Raw genomic sequence first — 22,572 nt, forward strand, 5'->3', positions numbered from 1 at the left:
TTGGTCATCTCAGGCTTGGGTCGCGCGAATGATGTCGATGACGGCCTTGGATTCCGGCCGCGCCTTGACGAAGTTCTCGGTCTGCGGCGCGACGCGCTTCTTGAACGCCTCACGGTCGCATTCGGCCACCGTCACGCCCTTCTCGGTCAGGGCCGCCAGCGCCTCCTTCTCGACCGCAAGCCCATGGGTGCGGGTGTCGGCCGCAGCCTTCTTGGCAGCATCGAGGAAGCCTTCGCGCAGCTTCGGATCCATGCGGTTGTAGGTCACATCGCTGAAATAGATCGCAAGCGGCGAGAAATTGTGCTGCGTCAGCGCGTAGAATTTGGCGGTCTCGAAGAACTTGCTGGCCAGGATGGTCGGCGGATCGTGCTCCAGGCCGTCCAGCACGCCGGCCTGGAGGGCCGTGTAGATTTCGCCAAACGCCAGCGGCGTCGCGGCGGCGCCCATCAGGCGCAGGCATTCCGTGATGACAGGGTTGGGCAGCGTCCTGATCTTGAGCCCGGCGAGATCTTCCGGCGTCTTCACCGGCTTCTTCGCCAGCACGCTGCGCGAGCCGAAATTATAGGCCCAGGCGATGATGCGGATGTTGCCGCCCTTGAGCAGCGCGTCCTCGATCGGTTTGGCCGCGCCGGCCTCGAACGCCTTGGTCTGCTGCGGGAAGCTCGAGAACAGGAAACCGAGATCGTAGGTGCCGACCAGCGGCACCAGATTGGCCGAGATCGACGAGCCCGACACCATGAGGTCGATGACGCCGAGCTTCACCGAGTTGATGACGTCGATCTCCTGGCCGAGCTGGTTGTCGGGGAAGAACGCGACCTCGATCTGCTCGCCGAGCCCGTTCGCCTTCAGGCTCTTGACCAGATTGTCGTAGTAGACGCGGCCGTTGGCGAATTTGGGATCGTTCGGCAGCGAGGAGGAGCATTTCAGCTTCAGCGTCGCAGCTTCGGCGCGGCCGATGATCGCGGGAGAGAACACGAGACCGGCGGTGACCGCCGCCGATGACTTGATGAACGCGCGACGGTTCACGGGCACGATGGTCATGGTGCGGTCTCTCCCACATTGTTCTTGTTCGCCGCGGTCGTTACTAGCGGCCTGTTGCGCGAACTGTATGGCTAAAGCGACGGGACAGGCAAGCGTGACGGCCGGCAGCCGCAGAGCGGCACGACGCGCGTACAACTGTCCGCACGCGCGGCTGAACGAGAACGATCCCCTGGGATTTGCGAAGAAGATTGGCCTGCAGCCGCGTCCGCGCAATGGGCGCAGTCGCGCAGGGCTGACATCGATCCAATCGGAGCATGGATCAATGCACAATTCACATGGATCGGCCTGGAACGATGCCTTCCGCCTCCGGCAGACACCCTGCCCCATCTTGCCGAATGACGAACGTGATCCAGTGCACAGACGGACAGATGGCGGCCCCCTAGGAAAAGTGACATCATCGCGCGTATTGCCATTGGAGGTGACATCATGCGCCGTCCAGTCTTTTCGAATTTGCTGCTTGCATCCGGCCTTATTGCATTCGCGCAATTGGTGACACCGACGCACGCTGCCGCCGAAGCGCGGCTCGCGCTGGTGATCGGCCAATCCGCCTATCGCACCGTGCCCGAGCTGCCCAACGCCGCCAACGACGCCAAGGGGATGACGGAGCTGCTTGGCAATGCCGGCTTCACTGTCACCACGGCGGCGAACCTGGCGCAGAACGAGATGCGCGCCGCGATCTCGGATTTCGCCGGCAAGGTCAGCGCCAGCGGCGCCGACACCATCGCGCTGGTGTTTTATGCCGGCCACGGCCTGCAGATCGACGGCGAGAATTACCTGGTGCCGGTCGATCTCGATCCCAAGCGCGAGGCCGACATTCCGCTCCAGGGCGTGCGGCTGAACGATCTGCTCAATACGCTCGGCGCACTGCCGATGCGGGCACGCATCTTCATGCTCGATGCCTGCCGCAACAATCCGTTCCCGGCGCTGAGCGGCGCCGGCCACGGGCTTGCGATCGTCGATACCAAGGCCGGCGCGCCCGGCTCCTTCATCTCCTATTCGACCTCGCCCGGCGCCGAAGCCGAGGACGGCAGCGGCATCGACAGCCCTTACACCACGGCCGCGCTGACCATCGCCAAGCAGCCCAATCTGCCGATCGAGGAAGTGTTCAAGCGCATCCGCGTCGCCGTCGCGCAATCGACCGACGGACGGCAGATCCCATGGGAAAGCTCCTCGCTGACGACCGACTTCAAGTTCTTCGGCGAGAGCAGCGGCCGGCAGCCATCCCTTCCGGGCGCAGATTCGATGGCGCTTGCCAGCGGCACACGCAGCCTCGAGGACTGGCGGAAGGAATTGCAGGGCAAGCCGGCCATGGTCGCCTATGAACTCGTCATCACCGACGACACCGTGCCGGCCTATCAGGCCTATATCGAGCTGTACGCGCAGGACACCCGCACCTCGCGCCTGCGCACGGTGCTGGAGCGGCGGCGCCAGATGCTGGCCTGGGAGCGGGCCACAGCGATCAACACCCGCGCTTCGTTCGAGGCTTATCTGGCCAACTGGGACAACAGCGACCTCGCTGCGACTGCGCGCCGGCTGCTGCTCCGCGTGCAGAACCGCAATTATGGCCCGCCCATTGTCGCCGCGGCATCCCCCGCCCCGGTCGCCGTCGCGATGGCACCGACCTGCCCGTGCTCGGCGCCACAGGCACCGGCAACGCCGGTCAATCCGAGCGTTGCGCCCATCATCAAGAAGCGCGTCGACGACACACCGCCCAAGCGCAAGGTGGTCGAGACGCCACCGAAGCGCCGCCCGCCGCCCGACGAAGTGATCTACGAGCGTGAGCCGCCTCCCGGCCTGCCGCCCGGCGCCGTGATGCAGGGCATCGGCGTCGGTATCGGCATCGGGATGGGCGGCCATGGCGGCGACCATTATCGCGGCGACTACCGCAGATACTGAGACGGTCCAGCATCGACATCGCACCGGCTCGCGCCCATCGCGCGAGCCAGGTCTACTGCGCCAGCGCCGGATAATCGCGCTGAACGGCCTCCCGGATCCAGCCGGCCTGGATCGCGCGAAACAGGATCTGCGCCGTCTTGGCGTCGTCCGCCTTCATGCAGAGGTCGACGATGCGGCGGACCGCATCGTCGCGCATCAGATCGTCTGCGATCTTCATCGCAATTTCCATCGCGACGCGGGCCGCGCGTTCATAGCGCTCGCGCTTGGCAGTCTGTGCGGAGCCTCCGACGGCCTCCGCGCCCGCTTGCGCAGCCTCGCAGATGTTGCGAATTCGCTCCGCCGCTTCGATATCGCCGAGCGGTCCCTGGATCGGCTCATCCCAGATGTCGGCCGGCTGCCGCCTTGCGAACCACTTCATTGCCCCCACCAATGGTCGTTGCCTACACCGTTCAGGACGTGCGGCGCGGTCCGATCGCCTCGAACTGCGCCTTCTGCTCGTCGTTGAGCGTGGCGTAGAAGTCATCGAGCGCCGCACGCACCGACTTGATCCCGTCCAGCATCGCATCCAGCCGTTTGCGGATTGTGGCCATGCGGGCCGGCGGTGTCATCACCTCATTGGGCTCGCAGGCTGCCTTGAGCGAGGCGCTCACCTTGGCGCTGGTATCCTGGAGCACCTGAAGCGCGGCGCGCTGCGTGTCGTTGGGACGAAGTCTCTCCTCGATCGTGGCGCCGGGCCAATCGAACGCGGCGGACACACTGCAGTTTTGCACCGGCGATCCGCTCGCATTGTTCGATGCGCTCGCGCGCCGCTGATCCTCGGCCAGCGCATTGAAGCGCGCCTTCTGTTCGTCGTTAAGCGAACCATAGAATTGGTCGAGCGCGGGCTGGACCAGATCGACAGCCTTCTGCATCGCCTCGATGCGCTGCTGCATCGCCGCGAGCCGGCCGGGCGCAGTCGCTGCGGCCTGCATCGGACAGGACGTGCGGATCAGCGCTGCCGCGTCGACGGAGGCGTTGCCGAGCGCATCAAGAGCGGCGCCCTGCGCATCGGTCGGCTGCACCGCGGATGCAATCTGATCGATCGGCAGCCCGGCGATGGCACGGCGGTCACTGCCGCACAGCTGATCGAGCGGTGCGCTGCGCGCCCGCCGTCGTCGCTCTGGTTGCTGCGGCAGATAGGCCGACAGGCGATCATAACCATAGGGGCCGAATATGCCGGCATAGATGTCCGGGTAGCCGTAACCCCAGAAGCCGAGCCCGTCGCCCCAGATCGTGTAATCGTAGAGATCGTTATAGGCGAACGGCCAGAACAGCGGCCCGACCCAGCCATAGCCGCCACCCGCGTGTTGCCACCATCCGCTGCTCACGCCGCTCCAGCCGGCCAGCGCGGCCGCGGCGGCGAGTTGTGCACGCGCCGCCGGATTGCTGATCAGCCGGCCATTGCGGAATGCGCTGGAGTTCAGGGCATTGCGGAAGGTCGCCGGCCGGATCGCGGCATTGCGGATCTGACCGAAATTGGGGCCGCCGCGTCTGGCACCTGCGGTGAACCCCATGCCGCGATGATGTCCGCCGCCATGCGCATGCCCACCGCCATGACCGCGGAAATGCCCACCGCCGTGATGTCCGCCGCCGTGCCCGCCTCCATGGCCGCCGCCGTGTCCGCCCTTCGCCAGCGCCGCGCCCGCCAACATGCAGGCAAACGCCATCGCGGCAATTCCAATGACCGGTCGCACCATCTCACCCTCCCCGCGTGCCGTCCTGCCATTGAGGCATCGGAACTTGGCGGGAATTGGAACCGGCGGGCCTGGCGAAAGTTCCCGGTCCCCCGCTGCGGCCGGCGCTACGCCTCCGGCACGATCTTGCCGGGATTGAAGATGTTGAGCGGATCGAGCGCCTTTTTCAGGGCCCGCATCGCATCGAGCGCTTCGGAGCCGAGCTCTGCCTTCAGATATTTCTGCTTGCCCTGGCCGATGCCGTGCTCGCCGGTGCAGGTGCCGTCCATGGCCTGCGCGCGCTCGACCAGGCGATGCATGAACTCTTCGCCGCGCGCCATCTCGTCCGCGTCGTTGACGTCGCAGACCAGCGAGCAATGGAAATTGCCGTCGCCGACATGACCGACGATCGGGGACAGCAGGTTGAGCCGCTTCAAATCCTCCTCGGTCTCGCTGACGCAATCGGCGAGCCGAGAGATCGGCACGCAGACGTCGGTCGCGACCACACCGATGCTGTCGCCGGGCCGCAGCGCCTTCACGGACCAATAGGCATCGTGCCGCGCCTGCCACAGTTTCGTGCGATCCTCGGGCTTGGTGGTCCAGGAGAATTCTCCGCCGCCGCAATCCCTCGCGATCTCGCCGAACGCCTTGGATTGCTCGGCGACCTCGATCTCGCTGCCGTGGAATTCCATCAGCAGCAGCGGCGTCTCCGGCAGCGTCAGCTTCGAATAGGCGTTGCAGGCCTTGACCTGCGCGGCGTTGAGCAGCTCGATGCGCGCCACGGGAATGCCGGTCTGGATCGCCAGGATGACGGCCTGACAGGCCCCGTGCACGGTCTCGAACGAGACCGCGCCCGCCGCGATCGTCTCGGGGATGCCGCGCAGGCGAATGGTCAATTCCGAGATGATGCCGAGCGTGCCTTCGGCGCCGACAAACAGATGGGTAAGGTCGTAGCCCGCGGACGATTTCTTGGCGCGCGTGCCCGTGGTGATGATCTCGCCATCGCCGCGCACCACCTTCAGGGCCAGCACGCTATCGCGCATGGTGCCGTAGCGCACCGCATTGGTGCCGGAGGCGCGGGTCGAGGCCATGCCGCCGAGCGAGGCATCCGCGCCGGGATCGATCGGGAAGAACAGACCCTGGTCGCGCAGGTGCTCGTTGAGCGCCTTGCGGGTCACACCGGGCTGGATCACGCAGTCGAGGTCCTCGGCATGCACCGCGAGCACCTTGTTCATGTCGCGCAGGTCGATCGAGATACCGCCCGCGGGTGCGTTGACCTGGCCCTCGAGCGAGGTGCCGGTCCCGAAGGGAATGACGGGGACGCGGTTCTTGGCGCAGATCCGCACCACGTCCTGGATGTCGGCGGTCTCCTGCGCCATCACCACGCCGTCAGGCGGCTGGTTGGGAATCCAGGTGGTGGTATGGCCGTGCTGCTCGCGCACGGCCTGCGAGGTGATGAGGCGGTTGCCGAAGCGTGCGGCGAGCTGCTCCAGCGCGCTCGCGAGGGCTTTCGGCTCCGGCCGCGGCGGATTATTGGTGATGGTCGTACCCACGGAATTCCTCCCGACAGAAGAACCGTGGCAAAGGACATAAAACCGGTCAAGTCAAGCGACCGGACGCATAGCTGGAAGGAAACATGCCGGAGACTGCCGCCTCAACGCCCAAAGCCGAGCCGTTCCGCGCCGCGATCATGCAGATCGAGCCGCAATGGATCGACTATAACGGCCATCTCAACATGGCCTATTACAACGTGATGTTCGACCGCGCCATCGACCAGCTCTGGCTCGAGCTCGGGATCGGGCCGACCTACATGAAGGAGCGAGGCGGCTCGACCTTCACCGCCGAATGCCATGTGCGATACTTGCGCGAAATCCACCTCGGCGATCCCGTGCAGATCCACGTCTGGCTGCTGGAGGCCGACGACAAGCGGCTGCACACGTTCGAGGAGATGCGGCACGCGAGCGAAGGATGGCTGTCGGCCACGTCCGAGAACATGTCACTGCACATGGACATGAATGCGCGGCGCGTCGCGCCGTTTCCGCCCGATATAAGCGAGCGTATCGCTGCAGTCATAAAGGCCCACAGCGCGGTAGCGCGCCCCGAGGGCATCGGCCGGAACGTGGCGATGCCCTCGAAGCGGTGAGCGCTATACCCTGTTGCGGCCGCGCGCCAAGCCGACCACGGCCGAGACCAGGAACAGAACGACCGCGATGAAGAAGATGATCTTGGCGATCTCGATCGAAGCGCCGGCGACGCCGCCGAAGCCCAGGATGCCGGCGATCAGTGCGATAACCAGAAACGTCACAACCCAGCCTAGCATGGTCAATCCCTCGTCTTGATGTTGTCTGCGTCCGGCGCAGGCTCGCCGCGCCACCTGTCCAGACAATCTCGGGGTGGGAACGATGGTTCCGGCCCGCCCCAAGTGGAAATTCGCAAGATTCGCAGGAACAATTTGGCCCGCCGCGCACGTGGAAAACCTCTTTTCGCCGCCCCATATAGGCACCATCCCTGTTAGAAGGCTCCCTTCCGCCTCCCCGCGGTGCCATCGTGGGGTCAATGATTCGCATGACCGAGCCGAGCAAGATCACCAGCGTACCCGACCACCAGCCCGCAGCCGGCGGCATCGCCGCGCGTGCGCGCGCCTCGGTAGGCCCGAAATACCTCTCCGGGCTCAATCCCGAGCAGCGCGAGGCGGTGGAGACGCTGGACGGTCCGGTCCTGGTGCTGGCCGGCGCGGGCACCGGCAAGACCCGCGTGCTGACGACGCGCATCGCCCATATCCTGAGCCAGGGCCGCGCCCGCCCCGCCGAGATCCTGTCGGTGACCTTCACCAACAAGGCCGCGCGCGAGATGAAGCACCGGCTCGGCCAGATGCTCGGCCACGCCGTCGAGGGCATGCCGTGGCTCGGCACCTTCCACTCCATCGGCGGCCGCATCCTGCGCGTCCATGCCGAGTTGGCGCAGCTCAAATCGAACTTCACCGTGCTCGATGTCGACGACCAGGTCCGGCTGCTCAAGCAGCTGCTGCAAGCCGAGAACATCGACGACAAGCGCTGGCCGGCGCGCATGCTCGCCGGCCTGATCGACGGCTGGAAGAACCGCGGCCTGATGCCGTCGCAGGTGCCCTCGGGCGAAGCCGCCGTATTCGGCAACGGCAAGGGCGGCAAGCTCTATGCGAGCTACCAGGAGCGGCTGAAGATCCTGAACGCGGCCGATTTCGGCGATCTCCTGCTGGAGAACATCCGCATCTTCCGCGAGCACCCGGATATCCTCCGGCAATATCAGCAGCGCTTCAAATACATCCTGGTCGACGAATATCAGGACACCAACGTCGCGCAATATCTGTGGCTGCGGCTATTGTCGCAGGCGCCGTCTTCCTTCGCCTCTCCTCGCCTGCGGGAAGAGGTCGCATCGCAAAGCGATGCGGGTGAGGGGGACGCTCCAAGCGCCGCGCTCGTGGAGACAGCCCCTCACTCCGACCCTCTCCCCGTGAAGGACGGGGCGAGGGAGAAGAACCACGTCAAAAACATCTGCTGCGTTGGCGACGACGACCAATCGATCTATGGCTGGCGCGGCGCCGAGGTCGACAACATCCTGCGCTTCGACCACGATTTCCCGGGCGCCAAGGTCATTCGCCTGGAGCGCAACTACCGCTCGACCGGCCACATCCTCGCCGCCGCCTCACATCTGATCGCGCATAATGAAGGCCGGCTCGGCAAGACACTGCGCACCGAGGACCAGGACGGCGAGAAGGTCACGGTAACAGGCTCGTGGGATTCCGAAGAGGAAGCGCGCGGCATCGGCGAGGAGATCGAGCAGATCCAGCGCCGCGGCGAGAAGCTCAACGAGATCGCGATCCTGGTGCGCGCGTCCTACCAGATGCGCGAGTTCGAAGACCGTTTCGTCACGCTCGGCCTGCCCTATCGCGTCATCGGCGGCCCCCGCTTCTACGAGCGCGCGGAAATCCGCGACGCGCTGGCCTATTTGCGCGTCATCAACTCGCCGGCCGACGACCTCGCCTTCGAGCGCATCGTCAACGTGCCCAAGCGGGGCCTCGGCGATGCCACGGTGCAGATGCTGCACGACCACGCCCGCAAGCGCCGCATTCCTTTGTTCGAAGCGGCCCGCGCGGTGGTCGAGACCGACGAGCTGAAGCCGAAGGCGCGCGGCTCGCTTCGCGACGTCGTCGCCCAGTTCGACCGCTGGCGCGCCCAGCGCGAGGTCACCGCCCACACCGATCTCGCCCAGATCGTGCTCGACGAAAGCGGCTATACCGAGATGTGGCAGAAGGACCGTTCGGCGGACGCCGCGGGCCGGCTGGAGAACCTGAAGGAGCTGGTGCGCTCGATGGAGGAGTTCGAGAACCTGCAAGGGTTCCTCGAGCACATCTCCCTGGTGATGGACCGCGACGGCGGCGCCGAGGAAGATGCGGTGTCGCTGATGACGCTGCATTCGGCCAAGGGGCTCGAGTTCGACAACGTGTTCCTGCCCGGCTGGGAGGAAGGCCTGTTCCCGAGTCAGCGCACGCTGGACGAGCAGGGCCGCGCCGGCCTGGAAGAAGAGCGCCGGCTCGGCCATGTCGGCCTGACCCGCGCCCGCCGCCGCGCGATGATCTATTTCGCGACCAACCGGCGCATCCATGGCACCTGGTCGACCACGATCCCGTCGCGCTTCCTCGACGAATTGCCGGCGGCCAACGTCGAGATCACGGAGTCCAAGGGCGGCTCGGCCTGGGGCGGCACCGGCGGCTATGGCGCCTCGCGCTTCGACGACCTGGAGGCCTTCGGCTCCAGCTATTCGACGCCGGGCTGGCAGCGCGCGCAGGCCAACCGCAATCGCGGCGGTGGTCGCTCTGGCAGCGGCGGCCACGGCGGCTTCGAGGACGAGGCCGCGACGTTCTCGTCCTCCTCATCGGCCGGCCCCGATTTCGGCAGCTTCTCTTCGCGCCGTCGTGGTCCCCTGACGATCGAGGGCGAGCTGGTCGCCAAATCGACCGGCACGACGTCCGAATTCTCGCTGTCCGACCGCGTCTTCCACCAGAAATTCGGCTATGGCCGCGTCACCAAGATCGACGGCAACAAGCTCACCATCGCCTTCGACAAGGCCGGCGAGAAGAAGGTCGTGGACAGTTTTGTGCAGCGGGCGTGAGGCCCGCGATATGGCTCAGTACGTTGCCATCATCGAGGATACCGATCCGGAGGAAGCCGTGGGCCTGTGGTTTCCCGACCTCCCCGGCTGCTTTTCAGGAGGCGATGATATCGACGAGGCCCTGGAGAATGCGCCCGAGGCACTGGCGCTCTACGCTCAGGACCTCGCCGCAGACGGCCGCCAGCTTCCCCCGCCTCGGACATTGGCCGAGCTCGAGGCCGACCCCGATGTGGCCGACGACCTCAGAAACCATACCGTCGCCCTGATCGAATGGCCGCCCCTCGACGCCGCGGAGTGAGGACTGTTCGCCGCACTCGCCGGGCCTTCGACGGTTCTCCTCCGAACAGGTCTTGACCATCGCGAACTTCCCCGTATCAGATAAAGCCATGGTCCGGGGCTCCATCACACTGATCTTGCTGGCATTGGGGATGCCGTCGCTCAGCGCGGCGGAGACCATGAGCTTTGGCGATTCGATCGGGCTCTTGGCCAAGAGCTGCGGTGCGGAAATCGTCGCCAATTGCCGTGGCGTCAATCCGGACTCGACGCGCCTGAAGGAATGCCTGTCGCGCAACCGCGACGTGCTCTCGCCGCAGTGCGCGAGCGACTATCTCGGCGCCTTCGACGCCATCCAGAAGCGCGTCGCCGCGCGCGTCACGGTGGCGAACGCCTGCCAGCGCGAGATCGTCAAGGTGTGCGGCGGCTCGACCAAGGAGACCAGCAAGTCGATCCCCTGCCTGGTCTCGACCCCCAAGGGCATCAGCAACAATTGCCTGAAGGCCGTCGACGACGCGGGGTATCGCTGATGCATGCGAGCAGGCTCTTCTTTGCCGGACCGGCCCTCGCGTTCGGCCTCGCTCTGCTCGCGGGCGCAGCCGCCGCCCAGACGGCGGCGCCGACCCGCGACGACATCGTCGGCAAGCTCGACCATTTCGAAGAGGCTGCCGAGGTCGATCTTCCCGCGCTGAAGCAGCAGGTGATGGAGCGCGCCAAGGCCAGGATCAAGAATGACCCGGGCCCGGTGAACCGGCCGCCGATCGCGCCCGATCTGGCCAAGCTGCCCGCCTTCAACGCACAGATCCAGTTCGATGCCGACACGCCCATCATCCAGCCGGCCTCCTACCAGACCGTCGGCCGCATCGCGGACGCGCTGGTGCACTCTTCGCTGCTGCCCTACACGTTCCTGATCGTCGGCCACGTCGAATCCAATTCGAAGACGCGCGAGGCCAATGCGATCCTGAGCCAGCGCCGCGCCGACGCGATCCGTGACGTGCTGGTGAACACATTCAAGATCTCGACCAAGCGGCTGCATCCGATCGGCCTCGGCGAGGAGCAGTTTCTCGACCGGGCCAAGCCAAGTTCGGCCGTCAACGGCCAGTTGCAAATCATGACCTATGCCAGGGTGCCCGACGAGGCGCCTGCACATCCGGCTGCGGCGCCTGCACCTGCGGCGAAAAAGCCCGCCAAGAAGCGCTGAGCGGACACGGCTTCGCGCCTGACGGAACCCTTTGAAGTTCTGATCGTTTTGGTGCCTGTCCGGGGCGCAGCAAGACGGCTTTGCGCGACAAAAGCGCCGGTTTGTGCACCGCCCGGTCCAGTGCTATAGCCACTGTTCGCCCTTCCCGATCCCGTGCTGCATGAGACCAAAATGGGTGGCTTTTTTCAGCGCCAGCTTGCCGTTTACGTCGAGTACCATCGCGATCCCCGCAACACGGCGATGCATGTGGTCGGTATTCTTCTGTTGTTCACCGGCGCGGTGCTGCCGCTGACGCTGGTCAGGCTTCCGCTGTTCGGTTTCGATGTCAGCCTGGCGGTGATCCTGGCCTTGCCGGTTCTGATCTATTGGCTGCTGCTCGATGTGGCGCTCGGGATCGGCATTCTGGCGGTCTCCATCGTGCTGTTTTCGATTGCGACGAGCATTGCGGCGCACGTCAGCATCGCGACGATGTGGGCGATTTTCGCCGCGCTGGTGGTGCTCGGCCTCGCCGCGCAGACCATCGGCCATAAGGTTTTTGAGGGCCGCGAAGCCTCGCTGTTCACTTTTCCTTCGCATCTTTTGCTTGGACCGATGTTCGTGATGGCAAAATTATTCATTGCATTGGGCTTCCGTCGCGACCTTGCCGCGATTCTGGCGCCTCTTCCGACCAATTCCCTTTCAACCCGATAGCTCTAGAAGCGAAACAGCAAAACTTCTGCATGGCTCTCGTCCTGGTTACCGGTGGCAGTGGCTTCATCGGACATCATCTCGTCGAAGCGCTCCGCGCCCGTGGGCAGCGGGTGCGTGTTCTCGACGTCCGTGCGCCGGCCGCGGCGAACACTGAGGTCGAACACGTGCACGGCTCGGTGCTGGACGGCGCCGCGGTCGATGCTGCGGTCGCCGGGGTCGATCAGGTCTATCACCTCGCCGGCCTGCCCGGCATGTGGGTCGCCAACAAGCGGGATTTTCACGAGGTCAATTGCCGCGGCACCGAGATCGTGCTTGCGGCCGCGATGAAGCGCGGTGTGTCGCGCTTCCTGCACTGCTCGACGGAATCCATCCTGTTCCCCTATTCCGACCTGAACGGTGTCCCCGCGGAAGAAGCGCTGCAGCCGGTCGACGCAATGCCCGGCGCCTATACGCGCTCGAAGTCGCTCGCCGAGCATTGCGCCGCAAAGGCCGCGGCAAGCGGCTTTCCGCTCGTGATCGGCACGCCGACCATGCCGATCGGTGCCGCCGACCACAACCTGACGCCGCCGACCGCGATGCTCTGGTATTTCCTCCAGAAGAAGGTGCAGCCGCATCTCAACTTCCTGGTCAACCTCGTCGACGTTCGCGACGTTGCCATGGGCCTGGTGCTGACCATGGAGCGCGGCCGCCTCGGCCAGCGCTACATCCTTGGCGGGGACTGCGTCCCGCTCGGGCGCATCCTGCGGATGATGTCGGCGATGAGCGGCCGCCGGCAGTTTCCGGTCGTCGTCCCCGGCAAGATCGCCGAGCTCTCCGCGATCATGCTGGAGTACATCTCCGATCAATTCACGCGCCGGCCGCCCAACGGCACCGCAGAGGGCGTGCGCATCGCGCTCGCCGCGAGCGATCTTTCGATCGGCAAAGCCCGTAACGAGCTCGGCTATTCGCCACGTCCGATCGAGCCGGTGCTGCGCGAAACCATCACCCATCTGCTCGCCCGCAACGGCCAGCAGCCCACCGGCGCCATCGAGCATCGCGCGCTCTCCTCGCGCGCGGGCTGAAGCCGCCGCCCAACGCAAAGAACCTTCATGTCCTTCGATTTCAGCAAGCTTCTCTCTGTCGCCTGGGGTGGCTGGACCACAGCCTGGCCGACCGAACTCCTGGCCCTGGTCTGGCTCGCCTTTCTCGCCAGTTGGGTCGGCGCCTCGTTCTGGCAGGGGCGGACCAAGAAGCAGGTCATGACGCTGGAGTCGCAGCGCTATCGCCTGCCGATCCTGGTCGGCGGCATCCTGTACACGCCGTGGGTTGCCCAGCTCCTGGGCTGGAAGCCGCTTTGGGTGCTCGGCAACACCGGCATCTACATCGCCGCGGTCCTCTCGGCAGCCGGCATCGCCTTCGCCTGGTGGGGCCGGTTGCATCTCGGAAAATTCTGGTCGAACACCATCACCCACAAAGAAGATCACCGCGTTATCGACACCGGCCCCTACGGCATCGTGCGTCACCCGATCTACACCGGCTTGATCTTCGGCATGCTCGTCACCGGCATCGCAATCGGCCTCGTAACGACGATCCTCGGCGCGATCCTGATCTCGCTCGGCATGTGGCAGAAGGGCCGGATGGAAGAGGTGTTCCTCTCCAAGGAGCTCGGCGAAGACGCCTACGGCGCCTATTGCCGCCGCGTGCCGATGATCATCCCGTTTTTGTCGCCCCGGTGAGGGCGAGCCTTCCGCTTTCTCGTGCGACGCCCCTATTAGTCCCGTCATCCTGAGGTGCGAGGTTCGCGATGCGCAAGCATCGCGAGGCAAGCCTCGAAGGACACCTGTCGGCGCTCGTCCCATGCAAATTCGATCGGCTGCCATTCCGCGGGAATAGACCCCGGCGGAGGGCCACACCGGTTGACGCCGGCCCCGTCAGCCAGTTGGATGCGCGCGCAAATAGGGGCTTCTCATGACCTTCTCCAGCATCTTCGCGCAGTTCGTCGCGATTCTCGGCGGCATCGCACTGCAATGGCGCAAGATGACGGGCACCGAGCCCGCGCCGGCCTGGGGCCAGACCCCCGCGATCCCCGAAGCGAAGCCGCAAGGCGCGATCCCGACCTTGAAGATGCCGACCGCGCGCGGCTGGAGCGAGGGCCAGAGGCCGACCGTCGCACCGGGTCTCAAGGTCAATGCGTTCGCCACCGGCCTCGACCATCCGCGCTGGATCGAGGTGCTGCCGAATGGCGATGTGCTGATTGCGGAGGCGACGCAGATCGCAGGCGCCCCGCGCAGCGTGTTTCACTATGCGATGCAGGCGACGATGCGCCGCGCCGCGGCGCTCGGCGTCTCCGCCAACCGCATCACGCTGCTGCGCGACAAGGACGGCGACGGCGTCGCCGAACATCGCGGCGCCTTCATGGAAAATCTCAACCAGCCGTTCGGCATGGCGCTGGTCGGCGACACTTTTTACGTCGGCAACACCGATGGGGTGATGGCCTTCCCTTACGTCGCAAATGACGACCGCATCACCGCGCCGGGCAAACGGCTCACCACCTTCAAGCCGGGCGGCCACTGGACGCGCAGCCTGCTCGCAAGTCCCGACGGCAAGAAGCTCTATGCCGGCGTCGGCTCGCTCACCAACATCGCCGAGATGGGCATGGAGGTCGAGGAAGGCCGTGCCGCGGTCTACGAGCTCGATCTTGCTGCCGGCACGCATCGCATTTTCGGCGCCGGCCTTCGCAATCCCGTCGGCCTTGCCTGGGAGCCGAACACGAATGCGCTCTGGACCGTCGTCAACGAGCGCGACGGCCTCGGCGACGAGACGCCGCCGGATTACCTGACCGCGGTGCGCGACGGCGGTTTCTACGGCTGGCCCTATTGCTACTGGGGCAAGACGGTGGACGACCGCGTGCCGCAGGATCCGGCGATGGTCGTCAAGGCGCTTCAACCGGACTATGCGCTCGGCGGCCACACCGCTTCGCTCGGCCTGTGCTGGATGCCGGCAGGGACCCTGCCCGGCTTCGGAGACGGCATGGTGATCGGCCAGCACGGCTCATGGAATCGCAGCAAGCTGTCCGGCTACAAGCTGGTGTTCATCCCGTTCGCGAACGGCAAGCCGTCCGGTCCCGGTCGCGACATCCTATCGGGCTTCCTGTCCCCCGACGAAAAGGAATCCTACGGTCGCCCGGTCGGCGTCGCAATCGGCCCCGACAAGAAGTCGCTGCTGATGGCCGACGACGTCGGCAACGTGATCTGGCGCGTGACGGGCGCGTAACCGGACCTAATATCTTGAGGCAGGCGCCACGGCGATCGCATCTGCCTTCCGTCATCCTGAGGTGCGAGGCATGGGACGCACCACGTCCCATGGCGCGCCTCGAAGGATGACGGTGATAGAGCGCGCCGCCATTGAGGCAGGTCGGGCCTCACCCCATTACGTCCCCACACACAGCGTGGCGCGCTGCTTCCGCAGCAGCGCGATCACGGACAGCGCGGTGATCAACCCGGTCTTGGGATTTTCGGACGGGATGTTCTCGATGCCCATCGAGAACCGCGCCGAATCCGCCTCGACCTCGATGCGGTGAACGTTGCGCGTCACGGTCGGGTCGGCCCAGACCTGGATCTGGGTCCGATCGGGTCCGATGCCCGCCAGCGACAGCGCAACGGCGACATTGACGTTCGCCGGAAAGCCTTTTGCGGCTTCGCGCGCGCTGCCCTCGAACAATTTCAGCGGCTCGCGCAAATTGTCGATGTCGATGTTGTTCTGTACAATGAACGGTGCGCCCTTCAACCCGTCGATCGGCTTACGCGTCACCATCTTCACCGAATGGATGGTGCCGATTGCGGCGGCGTTGACGGCATCGAGCCCGATCAGCGCGCCGGTCGGCACGATGATGCGGCCGCCGTTGGCGCGGGCGAGATCGACGAGATCGAAATTGTCGAGCAGGCCGCCGACGCTGACCACGATTGCGGCCTTGCCGCGCCTCACCGCCGGCCCGACGATGGAACGCAGATGATGGCTCGGCGCGCATTCGACCACGATGTCGGCGGCCTCGCCGAGCTGCTCGATCGACAGCACCTGCGGCGGGCGGCGCAGGCCGCCGATGAAAGCCTGATGCTTGGCGGGATCGCGCACCGCGACAGCCGACAGCGTCAGCCCCTCGATGCCTTGATCGAGCGCGGTCGCGATCTTGGTGCCGATCGAGCCTAACCCGGCAATGGCAACTCGCAGATCGCTCTTTGCCCTTTGATCCGTCATCGCGTCCCCCTCTGTCCGGTCCAATGTCTTAAACCGTCACGCCTCCCGCGCATAGTTGCGCAGGCGCGCCTCCAGCACCGCCAGAATGGCATCGCGCGCTGGATCGCGCGAGCCGCGCAGCCAGGCGGCGGCGAGCGGCAGCCGGCCGACGGGACCGCTCTGCTTCGGCCGGAGCGGCACGAAACGCACCCCCGACACCGCCATCCGCGTGGTCCAGCGGGGCACGATCGCAACGCCGAGCTTCGTGGCCACCAGATTGATGATGGTCTGCTTCTCGTCGGCGACCTGTACGATGCGTGGCGTCAGTCCAGCCTGCTCGAACAGCTTGATCGTGAGATCATGGCTATGCGGCCGCGAGCGGCGGTCCGGCACCAGCATCGCCTCGTCGGCGATGTCGGCCAGCGTGACCGACTTGCGCCTGGCCAGCGCATGCCGCTGCGGGAACGCCACGATCGCACTCTCCTGGAGCAGATCGCGGAATTCGAGCCGCTTGTCCGCACGATCGGGCGGGCGGACAAAGGCGAGATCGAGCGCACCGGTCAGGATCTTCGGCAGCAGTCGGACCGTCTTGTCCTCGAGGAGCTGCACCGCGATGTCCGGATGCCTGGCGCGGAAATCACGCAGCAGCGGCGGCAGCAACCCTGCCGCCGCGCTGTCGACGGCGCCGATCCGCAGCCGCCGCGCAGTGCCGGCGCGGGAGCGGCTGCGCAGACTGCTCTCGACCGCCTCGACCTTGGCGAGGATGGCGCGGGCATCGCGCAGCAGCGTCGTGCCGTCCTCGGTGAGCGACACTGCGCGCGTCGTCCGGGCGAACAGCCGCGTGCCCAGATCCTGCTCCAGCAACCTGATCTGCCGGCCGAGCGCCGAGGGCAGCATCTGGAGCTGCTGCGCCGCATGGCCGAAATGCAGCTGTTCGGCCGCCGCCACGAAGCATCGAAGCTGATGCAATTCCATTGAAGGTCCTCTCGTCTCGCCCGGCGAGGATTATATCATTTTTTTGTATAAACCAGCGCCGATTGAGTATGCCTCTTCCCCCCGCCTAGGCTCATGGCCGGCGTAGACCTCCAGGTCCGTCGACACAACGACAAACCAGCACCGAGGAGGCCAAGGTGGCGAGCGAGATTCAGACGCGCGTGCTGCGCAAGATCACCTGGCGCATCGTTCCCTTCATCATGCTGCTGTACTTCGTGGCCTTCATCGACCGCGTCAATATCGGCTTCGCCTCGCTGACGATGAACAAGGACATCGGCCTGTCCCCCGCGGTCTATGGCTTCGGCGCCGGCATCTTCTTCTGGGGCTATTTCCTGTTCGAGGTGCCCTCCAACATCATCCTGCACAAGATCGGTGCGCGGATCTGGATCGCACGGGTGATGATCACCTGGGGCCTCGTCTCGGCGGCGATGGCGTTCGTGCAGGGGCCGACCAGCTTCTACGTCCTGCGCTTCCTGCTCGGCGTCGCCGAGGCCGGCTTCTTCCCCGGCATCATCCTCTATCTCTCTTATTGGTTTCCGGCGCGCCAGCGCGCCGCGGTCACCGCACTGTTCATGGCCGCCGCCCCGCTCTCGACCGTGCTGGGCTCGCCGATCTCGGGCGCGCTGCTCGAGATGGACGGCCTCTTCGGCTTCAAGGGCTGGCAATGGCTGTTCGGGCTCGAAGCACTGCCGGCCGTGCTGCTCGGCTTCGTCGTGCTCGGTTTTCTGACCGACCGCCCCGAGAAGGCAAAATGGCTCGCGGAGGACGAGCGGCGCTGGCTGGTCGAGACCATGAACGTGGAGACCACCAGCAAGGCCGCGAGCGCGAGCCACAGCATCTGGCGCGGGCTCGCCGATCCGCGCGTGCTGGCGCTGTCGCTGATCTATTTCGGCACTTCGGCCGGCCTCTACACGCTCGGCGTCTGGGCGCCGCAGATCATCAAGCAGTTCGGCATGTCCTCGCTCCAGGTCGGCTTCCTCAATGCACTGCCGGCAACCGCCGCCGTCGTCGCCATGATCCTATGGGCGCGGCACTCGGACCGCAGCGGCGAACGCACCTGGCATGTCGTGTGGGCCTGCCTGATCGCCGCCGCCGGCCTCGCCTATGCCGGGCTTGCGGCCGGCGTGGTTGCCGTGCTGACCGCGCTGACATTGGTCAACATCGGTATCTCCTCGGCAAAGCCGCCGCTGTGGAGCATGCCGACGCTGTTCCTGTCCGGCCCCGCGGCGGCGGCCGGCATCGCCACCATCAACTCGATCGGCAATCTCGGCGGCTTCGTCGGCCCTGCAATGATCGGCTGGATCAAGGACCAGACCGGCAGCTTCGTCGGCGGCCTCTATTTCGTCAGCGGCCTGCTCGTTCTCTCGGCGGTCCTGACCCTGCTATTGTCGCGCGCGAAAACTGCGCCGGTCGAACCCGTCCCACAATCCCACTGATCTCTCAAACGGAGCATTTCCATGCGCACCCATTCGATCGCAGCCATCCCCGCCGACGGCATCGGCCCCGAGGTGATCTCGGCCGGAATCCGCGTGCTGGAGGCTCTGGCAAAGCGCGGCGGCGACCTTGCCTTCAACGTCAAGACGTTCGACTGGGGCTCGGACTATTACAAGAAGCACGGCGTCATGATGCCGGCCGACGGCCTCGCTGAGCTGAAGAAGTTCGACGCGATCTATTTCGGCGCGGTCGGCGCGCCCGACGTGCCCGATCACATCACATTGTGGGGCCTGCGCCTGCCGATCTGCCAGGGCTTTGACCAATACGCCAATGTTCGGCCGACAAAAATCCTGCCCGGCGTCGCCTCGCCGCTGCGCAATGTCGGCGTCGGCGATCTCGATTGGGTGATCGTGCGCGAGAATTCGGAAGGCGAATATGCCGGCATGGGCGGTCGCGCGCACAAGGGCCTGCCGGAAGAGGTCGGCACCGAAGTTGCAGTGTTCACCCGTGTCGGCGTCACCCGCATCATGCGCTATGCGTTCCAGCTCGCGCAGTCGCGCCCGCGCAAATTCCTGACCGTCGTGACCAAGTCGAACGCCCAGCGCCACGGCATGGTGATGTGGGACGAGATCGCCGCAGAAGTCGCGACCGAATTCCCCGACGTGACCTGGGACAAGATGCTGGTCGACGCCATGACCGTGCGCATGACGCTGCATCCGAAGAGTCTCGACACCATCGTCGCGACCAATCTGCACGCCGACATCCTCTCCGATCTCGCCGGCGCGCTGGCGGGAAGCCTCGGCGTCGCGCCGACCGGCAATATCGATCCGCAGCGCCGCTTCCCCTCGATGTTCGAGCCGATCCACGGCTCGGCCTTCGACATCACAGGCAAGGGCATCGCCAACCCGGTCGCGACCTTCTGGACCGGCGCGCAGATGCTCGAGCATCTCGGCGAGAAGGACGCCGCGTCACGGCTGATGGCGGCCGTCGAGCGCGTCTGCGCGACCGGCGTGCTGACGCCCGACGTCGGCGGCAAGGCAACGACGAAGGAGGTCACGGACGCCGTGATCGACGCGATCCACGGGGCGAATGTGTGAGGCAAGCTGGCGCCGCAGCGACGGTCGGCTCCCTCGCCCCGTTTTTACGGGGAGAGGGTTGGGGTGAGGAGCTGCTTCCGCAAAAAATAGTGGCAGACGGACTCGCGGAGGCTCCCCCTCACCCGGAATGTGCCTTCAAATTCCGGCCTCTCCCCGCAAGCGGGGAGAGGCGAAGAACTTCCTCTACTTCCGCCTCGCCGGAGCCGGCGGCGCTGCCATCGCGGCTGCAGGCTCGGGCGGCGCCAGGTGGCGCGGGACGATGATGGTTTGTCCCGGCGTGAGCGGTGCATTCTCTGCAAGCGAATTGCTCTGCGCGAGCGTCCACAGCGGAACGCGATTGGCGGCGGCGATGCTCTCCATGGTGTCGCCGCGGCGCACCGGAACGCGCACACCGGAGTCCCACAATTCGACCAACGTATCCGCAGGCACGAGATAGCGCAGCGGCACGGCATCGGCCTCGGTCTGCGGCGGAATGCGCGGCAGCTGCGTCACCATCTCGACGATCTGGCGATGGATGTCGTCGGACTTCTCGATGTTGATGTGCGAGACGCGCGCGTTTTCCTTCAGGTCGTAGCTCGCATAGTGGCCGCGAAAGCCGGGGACCGCGACGACGTCGCCGCCGCCGAGCACGCTGTCGGACAGGAAGATGTTGATGAAGCGCTCGACATTGAGCGGCACGTCGCCAGTCGCGTGCGCGGGATCGATGGCGATGACGAGGCTGATCGGGATATTCTCCTTGGCCGCCATCTCGGAGATGACGATCGAGCACAGCCCGCCCATGGAGTGGCCGATCAGCACGATCGGCGCCGGGCTTTCCTTGTAGCTGGCGATGGCGCGATCGCCGATCCATCGGCAGATGGTGAATTCATAGACGTTGGCCGAAAAGCCGGCCTTTGTCAGCTTCTCCTCGAGCCGGTCCATGCCGGTCGAGAAGATCGGTCCCATGGCACCACGGAACAGGTAGATCTTCGGCGGCGGCAATGGCTCGAACGGCGGGGGCGGCGGCGCGGCAGGTACGGCCGCCGTGGTCTTGGACTTGGCGGGTGAGGCAGCGGCCATGCCGGGGCCCAGGGCGAGCAGTGCAACGGCTGCCAGCGCGAGGAGTCGCCTCAGATCGATCATCAGTCCAGCAGTCCCACCACGGGAGAAGGTCCTCTCCCCCAACCGGCTTAGTGACGACCGATTTAGCGGATTTTGGGGCACGGGAACTGGGGCACGACGCACCGCCGCGCATATCAAAGCCCCGTGATCGCACGGACGAGGACGCGCCCGATCCCTCATTGCCTGCTCTTGAGCCGGCTCCGATGTGCGGCCTGCTTGGCGCGGTTGCCGCAGACCGCCATGATGCACCATCGCCGTGCATGCCTGCGGGTGTGATCGGCGAACACCATTGTGCAGTTATGGCCCTCGCACGCCTTCACGTTCGAAAAGTCCTCCTCACACACCAGCTTCGCTAACGCTTCACCAACCGGCAGCATCAGCGCTTCCGGTGATCGCCAGCGCCTCTTCCTTTGTAGCGCGAGGACGCCGCCGCCCTCCTGCGCGGGCTCGATCCGACTGAAGGCTTCGTCGCGCCCGAGCAAACTGTTCAACGGGCCGAGCTCTTGCAACGCCTGCGCGGTCAGCGGCCGCCCCGCATGCTTCAGAACGAAGCCCCTGAACCACTCGCGCAAGGCACGGGTCTGGTCGGCCACCTCGTCGAGCTCACCCCGCCTCACCCGCGCCTTCAGCGCATCCAGCTCCTCCGCCGGTACCAGCTTCGCCTGCGACAGCCAGTCGATCAGGCCTTCGCCATCGTCGATCCAGTCGACGGGCGTGTCGATCGGTGTTGCGACCGAGTTGAGGAAATCGAGGCCGAGCGAGTCGGCGATAAACATGGCGGGCGGTCTGTCCATGAGCGGGTCCTGGCTGCCGGCAAACGGCAACAACCAGGTAACCACTAAAATCGCCGTTGACAAGTTACTATTGACGGAACTAACCTCTAAAAGCGGATTTAACAGGTTACAAAATGGGAGACCATCCATGACCGCGATTACCTACCGCACCGCAGACGTCGACGGCTTCAAGGTGTTCTATCGGGAGGCCGGCCCTAAGGACGCGCCGAAGCTGCTGCTGCTGCACGGCTTCCCGAGCGCCGGCCACATGTTCCGCGACCTGATCCCGCCGCTCGCGGACAGATTTCACATCGTGGCGCCGGACCTGCCCGGCTTCGGCCAGTCCGACATGCCTGCGCGCGAAACCTTCAATTACACCTTTGACAACGTCGCACGCGTGATCGAGCGATTCACTGAAGTGATCGGCTTCGATCGCTTTGCCGTTTACGTCTTCGATTATGGCGCGCCGACCGGATTTCGGCTCGCGCTACGCCATCCCGAGCGGATCACGGCGATCATCTCGCAGAATGGCAACGCCTATGAAGACGGCCTCAGCGACGGCTGGACTCCGATCAAGGCCTATTGGCAGGATCCTTCTCCGGCGAACCGCGAGGCGCTGCGCGCCTTCCTCACGCCGGAAGCGACGCGCTGGCAATACACGCACGGCGTCCCCAATCCGGCGATTGTGTCGCCGGACGGGCAGAACCTCGACAATTTCTACCTGGCGCGGCCGGGCTCCGACGAGGTGCAGCTCGACCTGTTCGGCGATTACAAGAGCAACGTCGCGCTCTATCCCGCATTCCAGGACTATTTCCGCAAGCACAAGCCGCCGTTTCTTGCGGTGTGGGGCAAGAATGATCCGTTCTTCATCCCGCCCGGCGCTGAGGCGTTCAAGCGCGACAATCCCAACGCGGTTGTCCAGTTCTTCGACACCGGCCATTTCGCGCTGGAGACGCATGCAAGGGAGATCGCGGAGAGCATTCGCGCGTTCCTGAAATGAC

22 protein-coding genes are annotated in these 22,572 nt (G+C 65.5%); 13 read left to right on the top strand and 9 right to left on the bottom strand.

Going from position 1 to position 22,572, the window contains the following annotated elements; genetic code table 11:
• Positions 1–9: 9 nt before the first annotated feature.
• Positions 10–1,041 carry a TRAP transporter substrate-binding protein gene (locus tag UNPA324_RS09955; RefSeq protein WP_141934575.1) on the bottom strand — a complete coding sequence of 344 codons (1,032 nt, stop codon included), beginning with the start codon at positions 1,039–1,041 and terminating at the stop codon, positions 10–12.
• Positions 1,042–1,467: 426 nt separating this feature from the next.
• Here UNPA324_RS09955 and UNPA324_RS09960 point away from each other — a divergent pair, with 426 nt between their 5' ends.
• Positions 1,468–2,937: a caspase family protein gene (locus UNPA324_RS09960; RefSeq protein WP_141934576.1), complete on the top strand. Its 1,470-nt coding sequence runs from the start codon at positions 1,468–1,470 to the stop codon at positions 2,935–2,937.
• A 52-nt stretch (positions 2,938–2,989) separates the two neighbouring features.
• Here the strand turns inward: UNPA324_RS09960 and UNPA324_RS09965 are convergent, their stop codons facing one another.
• The 3 genes from UNPA324_RS09965 to UNPA324_RS09975 all read right to left on the bottom strand — a co-directional run bounded on the left by UNPA324_RS09965 (position 2,990) and on the right by UNPA324_RS09975 (position 6,202).
• A complete protein-coding gene (locus UNPA324_RS09965) occupies positions 2,990–3,355 on the bottom strand; it encodes a hypothetical protein (RefSeq protein WP_141934577.1) in 366 nt (121 codons plus the stop codon).
• Positions 3,356–3,386: 31 nt separating this feature from the next.
• Positions 3,387–4,673: a Spy/CpxP family protein refolding chaperone gene (locus UNPA324_RS09970; RefSeq protein WP_141934578.1), complete on the bottom strand. Its 1,287-nt coding sequence runs from the start codon at positions 4,671–4,673 to the stop codon at positions 3,387–3,389.
• Positions 4,674–4,777: 104 nt separating this feature from the next.
• Positions 4,778–6,202, bottom strand: a complete 1,425-nt coding sequence (locus UNPA324_RS09975) for an FAD-binding oxidoreductase (protein WP_141934579.1) — start codon at positions 6,200–6,202, stop codon at positions 4,778–4,780.
• An 83-nt stretch (positions 6,203–6,285) separates the two neighbouring features.
• Between UNPA324_RS09975 and UNPA324_RS09980 the strand changes: the two genes are divergently transcribed.
• Positions 6,286–6,792 (top strand): thioesterase family protein, encoded by a 507-nt coding sequence (locus tag UNPA324_RS09980; RefSeq protein ID WP_141934580.1) that lies wholly within the window; start codon positions 6,286–6,288, stop codon positions 6,790–6,792.
• 3 nt (positions 6,793–6,795) lie between these two features.
• Here UNPA324_RS09980 and UNPA324_RS09985 read toward each other — a convergent pair whose 3' ends face one another.
• Complete coding sequence (locus tag UNPA324_RS09985) at positions 6,796–6,969, bottom strand: DUF1328 domain-containing protein (RefSeq protein WP_028138034.1); 174 nt, start codon at positions 6,967–6,969, stop codon at positions 6,796–6,798.
• Positions 6,970–7,205: 236 nt separating this feature from the next.
• On the opposite strand from UNPA324_RS09985, the gene UNPA324_RS09990 reads away from it, so the two are divergent.
• From UNPA324_RS09990 to UNPA324_RS10025, 8 genes are all read left to right on the top strand, one after another.
• On the top strand, positions 7,206–9,797 hold the full coding sequence (locus UNPA324_RS09990; RefSeq protein ID WP_128918468.1) for an ATP-dependent helicase: 2,592 nt from the start codon (positions 7,206–7,208) through the stop codon (positions 9,795–9,797).
• A gap of 10 nt (positions 9,798–9,807) precedes the next feature.
• The gene (locus tag UNPA324_RS09995) at positions 9,808–10,095 is read left to right on the top strand and encodes a type II toxin-antitoxin system HicB family antitoxin (protein WP_128918469.1); all 288 of its coding nucleotides are present in this window, start codon (positions 9,808–9,810) and stop codon (positions 10,093–10,095) included.
• Positions 10,096–10,183: 88 nt separating this feature from the next.
• Positions 10,184–10,600, top strand: coding sequence for a hypothetical protein (locus tag UNPA324_RS10000; protein WP_128918470.1), 417 nt, complete (start codon positions 10,184–10,186; stop codon positions 10,598–10,600).
• The gene (locus UNPA324_RS10005) at positions 10,600–11,271 is read left to right on the top strand and encodes an OmpA family protein (protein WP_128918471.1); all 672 of its coding nucleotides are present in this window, start codon (positions 10,600–10,602) and stop codon (positions 11,269–11,271) included. Before UNPA324_RS10000 ends, UNPA324_RS10005 begins: the two co-directional genes overlap by 1 nt.
• A gap of 171 nt (positions 11,272–11,442) precedes the next feature.
• Complete coding sequence (locus UNPA324_RS10010) at positions 11,443–11,961, top strand: Mpo1 family 2-hydroxy fatty acid dioxygenase (RefSeq protein WP_164936131.1); 519 nt, start codon at positions 11,443–11,445, stop codon at positions 11,959–11,961.
• A 29-nt stretch (positions 11,962–11,990) separates the two neighbouring features.
• Positions 11,991–13,022 (top strand): NAD-dependent epimerase/dehydratase family protein, encoded by a 1,032-nt coding sequence (locus UNPA324_RS10015; RefSeq protein ID WP_128918473.1) that lies wholly within the window; start codon positions 11,991–11,993, stop codon positions 13,020–13,022.
• 27 nt (positions 13,023–13,049) lie between these two features.
• The gene (locus UNPA324_RS10020; protein ID WP_018319663.1) at positions 13,050–13,676 is read left to right on the top strand and encodes a methyltransferase family protein; all 627 of its coding nucleotides are present in this window, start codon (positions 13,050–13,052) and stop codon (positions 13,674–13,676) included.
• 232 nt (positions 13,677–13,908) lie between these two features.
• Entirely contained in the window at positions 13,909–15,213 is a 1,305-nt protein-coding gene (locus UNPA324_RS10025; RefSeq protein WP_128918474.1) for a PQQ-dependent sugar dehydrogenase, read from the top strand.
• Between the two features lie 156 nt (positions 15,214–15,369).
• On the opposite strand, the gene UNPA324_RS10030 is transcribed toward UNPA324_RS10025, so the two are convergent.
• Both UNPA324_RS10030 and UNPA324_RS10035 read right to left on the bottom strand, forming a co-directional pair.
• Positions 15,370–16,194: an aspartate dehydrogenase gene (locus UNPA324_RS10030; RefSeq protein ID WP_141934581.1), complete on the bottom strand. Its 825-nt coding sequence runs from the start codon at positions 16,192–16,194 to the stop codon at positions 15,370–15,372.
• 36 nt (positions 16,195–16,230) lie between these two features.
• Positions 16,231–17,148, bottom strand: coding sequence for a LysR family transcriptional regulator (locus UNPA324_RS10035; RefSeq protein ID WP_128918476.1), 918 nt, complete (start codon positions 17,146–17,148; stop codon positions 16,231–16,233).
• A 155-nt stretch (positions 17,149–17,303) separates the two neighbouring features.
• Between UNPA324_RS10035 and UNPA324_RS10040 the strand changes: the two genes are divergently transcribed.
• The gene (locus UNPA324_RS10040) at positions 17,304–18,602 is read left to right on the top strand and encodes an MFS transporter (RefSeq protein ID WP_141934582.1); all 1,299 of its coding nucleotides are present in this window, start codon (positions 17,304–17,306) and stop codon (positions 18,600–18,602) included.
• Between the two features lie 21 nt (positions 18,603–18,623).
• Positions 18,624–19,697: a tartrate dehydrogenase gene (locus tag UNPA324_RS10045; protein WP_141934583.1), complete on the top strand. Its 1,074-nt coding sequence runs from the start codon at positions 18,624–18,626 to the stop codon at positions 19,695–19,697.
• A 183-nt stretch (positions 19,698–19,880) separates the two neighbouring features.
• Here UNPA324_RS10045 and UNPA324_RS10050 read toward each other — a convergent pair whose 3' ends face one another.
• Both UNPA324_RS10050 and UNPA324_RS10055 read right to left on the bottom strand, forming a co-directional pair.
• Positions 19,881–20,819, bottom strand: a complete 939-nt coding sequence (locus UNPA324_RS10050) for a LysM peptidoglycan-binding domain-containing protein (RefSeq protein WP_164936121.1) — start codon at positions 20,817–20,819, stop codon at positions 19,881–19,883.
• A 155-nt stretch (positions 20,820–20,974) separates the two neighbouring features.
• Positions 20,975–21,592: a CGNR zinc finger domain-containing protein gene (locus tag UNPA324_RS10055; RefSeq protein ID WP_181769344.1), complete on the bottom strand. Its 618-nt coding sequence runs from the start codon at positions 21,590–21,592 to the stop codon at positions 20,975–20,977.
• A 127-nt stretch (positions 21,593–21,719) separates the two neighbouring features.
• On the opposite strand from UNPA324_RS10055, the gene UNPA324_RS10060 reads away from it, so the two are divergent.
• On the top strand, positions 21,720–22,571 hold the full coding sequence (locus UNPA324_RS10060; RefSeq protein WP_128918481.1) for an alpha/beta fold hydrolase: 852 nt from the start codon (positions 21,720–21,722) through the stop codon (positions 22,569–22,571).
• The last annotated feature ends 1 nt before the right edge of the window (position 22,572 follow it).

Source organism: Bradyrhizobium sp. UNPA324 (genome assembly GCF_006658635.1).
Taxonomy (GTDB): Bacteria; Pseudomonadota; Alphaproteobacteria; order Rhizobiales; family Xanthobacteraceae; genus Bradyrhizobium; species Bradyrhizobium nanningense.

Bases quoted from the DNA above. Each gene is read 5' to 3' on its own strand.
- UNPA324_RS09995 (WP_128918469.1), top strand. From the start codon at position 9,808: ATGGCTCAGTACGTTGCCATCATCGAGGATACCGATCCGGAGGAAGCC.
- UNPA324_RS10025 (WP_128918474.1), top strand. From the start codon at position 13,909: ATGACCTTCTCCAGCATCTTCGCGCAGTTCGTCGCGATTCTCGGCGGC.
- UNPA324_RS09960 (WP_141934576.1), top strand. From the start codon at position 1,468: ATGCGCCGTCCAGTCTTTTCGAATTTGCTGCTTGCATCCGGCCTTATT.
- UNPA324_RS10020 (WP_018319663.1), top strand. From the start codon at position 13,050: ATGTCCTTCGATTTCAGCAAGCTTCTCTCTGTCGCCTGGGGTGGCTGG.
- UNPA324_RS10030 (WP_141934581.1), bottom strand. From the start codon at position 16,194: ATGACGGATCAAAGGGCAAAGAGCGATCTGCGAGTTGCCATTGCCGGG.
- UNPA324_RS09985 (WP_028138034.1), bottom strand. From the start codon at position 6,969: ATGCTAGGCTGGGTTGTGACGTTTCTGGTTATCGCACTGATCGCCGGC.
- UNPA324_RS09965 (WP_141934577.1), bottom strand. From the start codon at position 3,355: ATGAAGTGGTTCGCAAGGCGGCAGCCGGCCGACATCTGGGATGAGCCG.
- UNPA324_RS10060 (WP_128918481.1), top strand. From the start codon at position 21,720: ATGACCGCGATTACCTACCGCACCGCAGACGTCGACGGCTTCAAGGTG.
- UNPA324_RS10045 (WP_141934583.1), top strand. From the start codon at position 18,624: ATGCGCACCCATTCGATCGCAGCCATCCCCGCCGACGGCATCGGCCCC.
- UNPA324_RS10055 (WP_181769344.1), bottom strand. From the start codon at position 21,592: ATGGACAGACCGCCCGCCATGTTTATCGCCGACTCGCTCGGCCTCGAT.
- UNPA324_RS09980 (WP_141934580.1), top strand. From the start codon at position 6,286: ATGCCGGAGACTGCCGCCTCAACGCCCAAAGCCGAGCCGTTCCGCGCC.
- UNPA324_RS10000 (WP_128918470.1), top strand. From the start codon at position 10,184: ATGGTCCGGGGCTCCATCACACTGATCTTGCTGGCATTGGGGATGCCG.
- UNPA324_RS09955 (WP_141934575.1), bottom strand. From the start codon at position 1,041: ATGACCATCGTGCCCGTGAACCGTCGCGCGTTCATCAAGTCATCGGCG.
- UNPA324_RS09970 (WP_141934578.1), bottom strand. From the start codon at position 4,673: ATGGTGCGACCGGTCATTGGAATTGCCGCGATGGCGTTTGCCTGCATG.
- UNPA324_RS10015 (WP_128918473.1), top strand. From the start codon at position 11,991: ATGGCTCTCGTCCTGGTTACCGGTGGCAGTGGCTTCATCGGACATCAT.
- UNPA324_RS09990 (WP_128918468.1), top strand. From the start codon at position 7,206: ATGATTCGCATGACCGAGCCGAGCAAGATCACCAGCGTACCCGACCAC.
- UNPA324_RS10050 (WP_164936121.1), bottom strand. From the start codon at position 20,819: ATGATCGATCTGAGGCGACTCCTCGCGCTGGCAGCCGTTGCACTGCTC.
- UNPA324_RS10035 (WP_128918476.1), bottom strand. From the start codon at position 17,148: ATGGAATTGCATCAGCTTCGATGCTTCGTGGCGGCGGCCGAACAGCTG.
- UNPA324_RS10010 (WP_164936131.1), top strand. From the start codon at position 11,443: ATGGGTGGCTTTTTTCAGCGCCAGCTTGCCGTTTACGTCGAGTACCAT.
- UNPA324_RS10005 (WP_128918471.1), top strand. From the start codon at position 10,600: ATGCATGCGAGCAGGCTCTTCTTTGCCGGACCGGCCCTCGCGTTCGGC.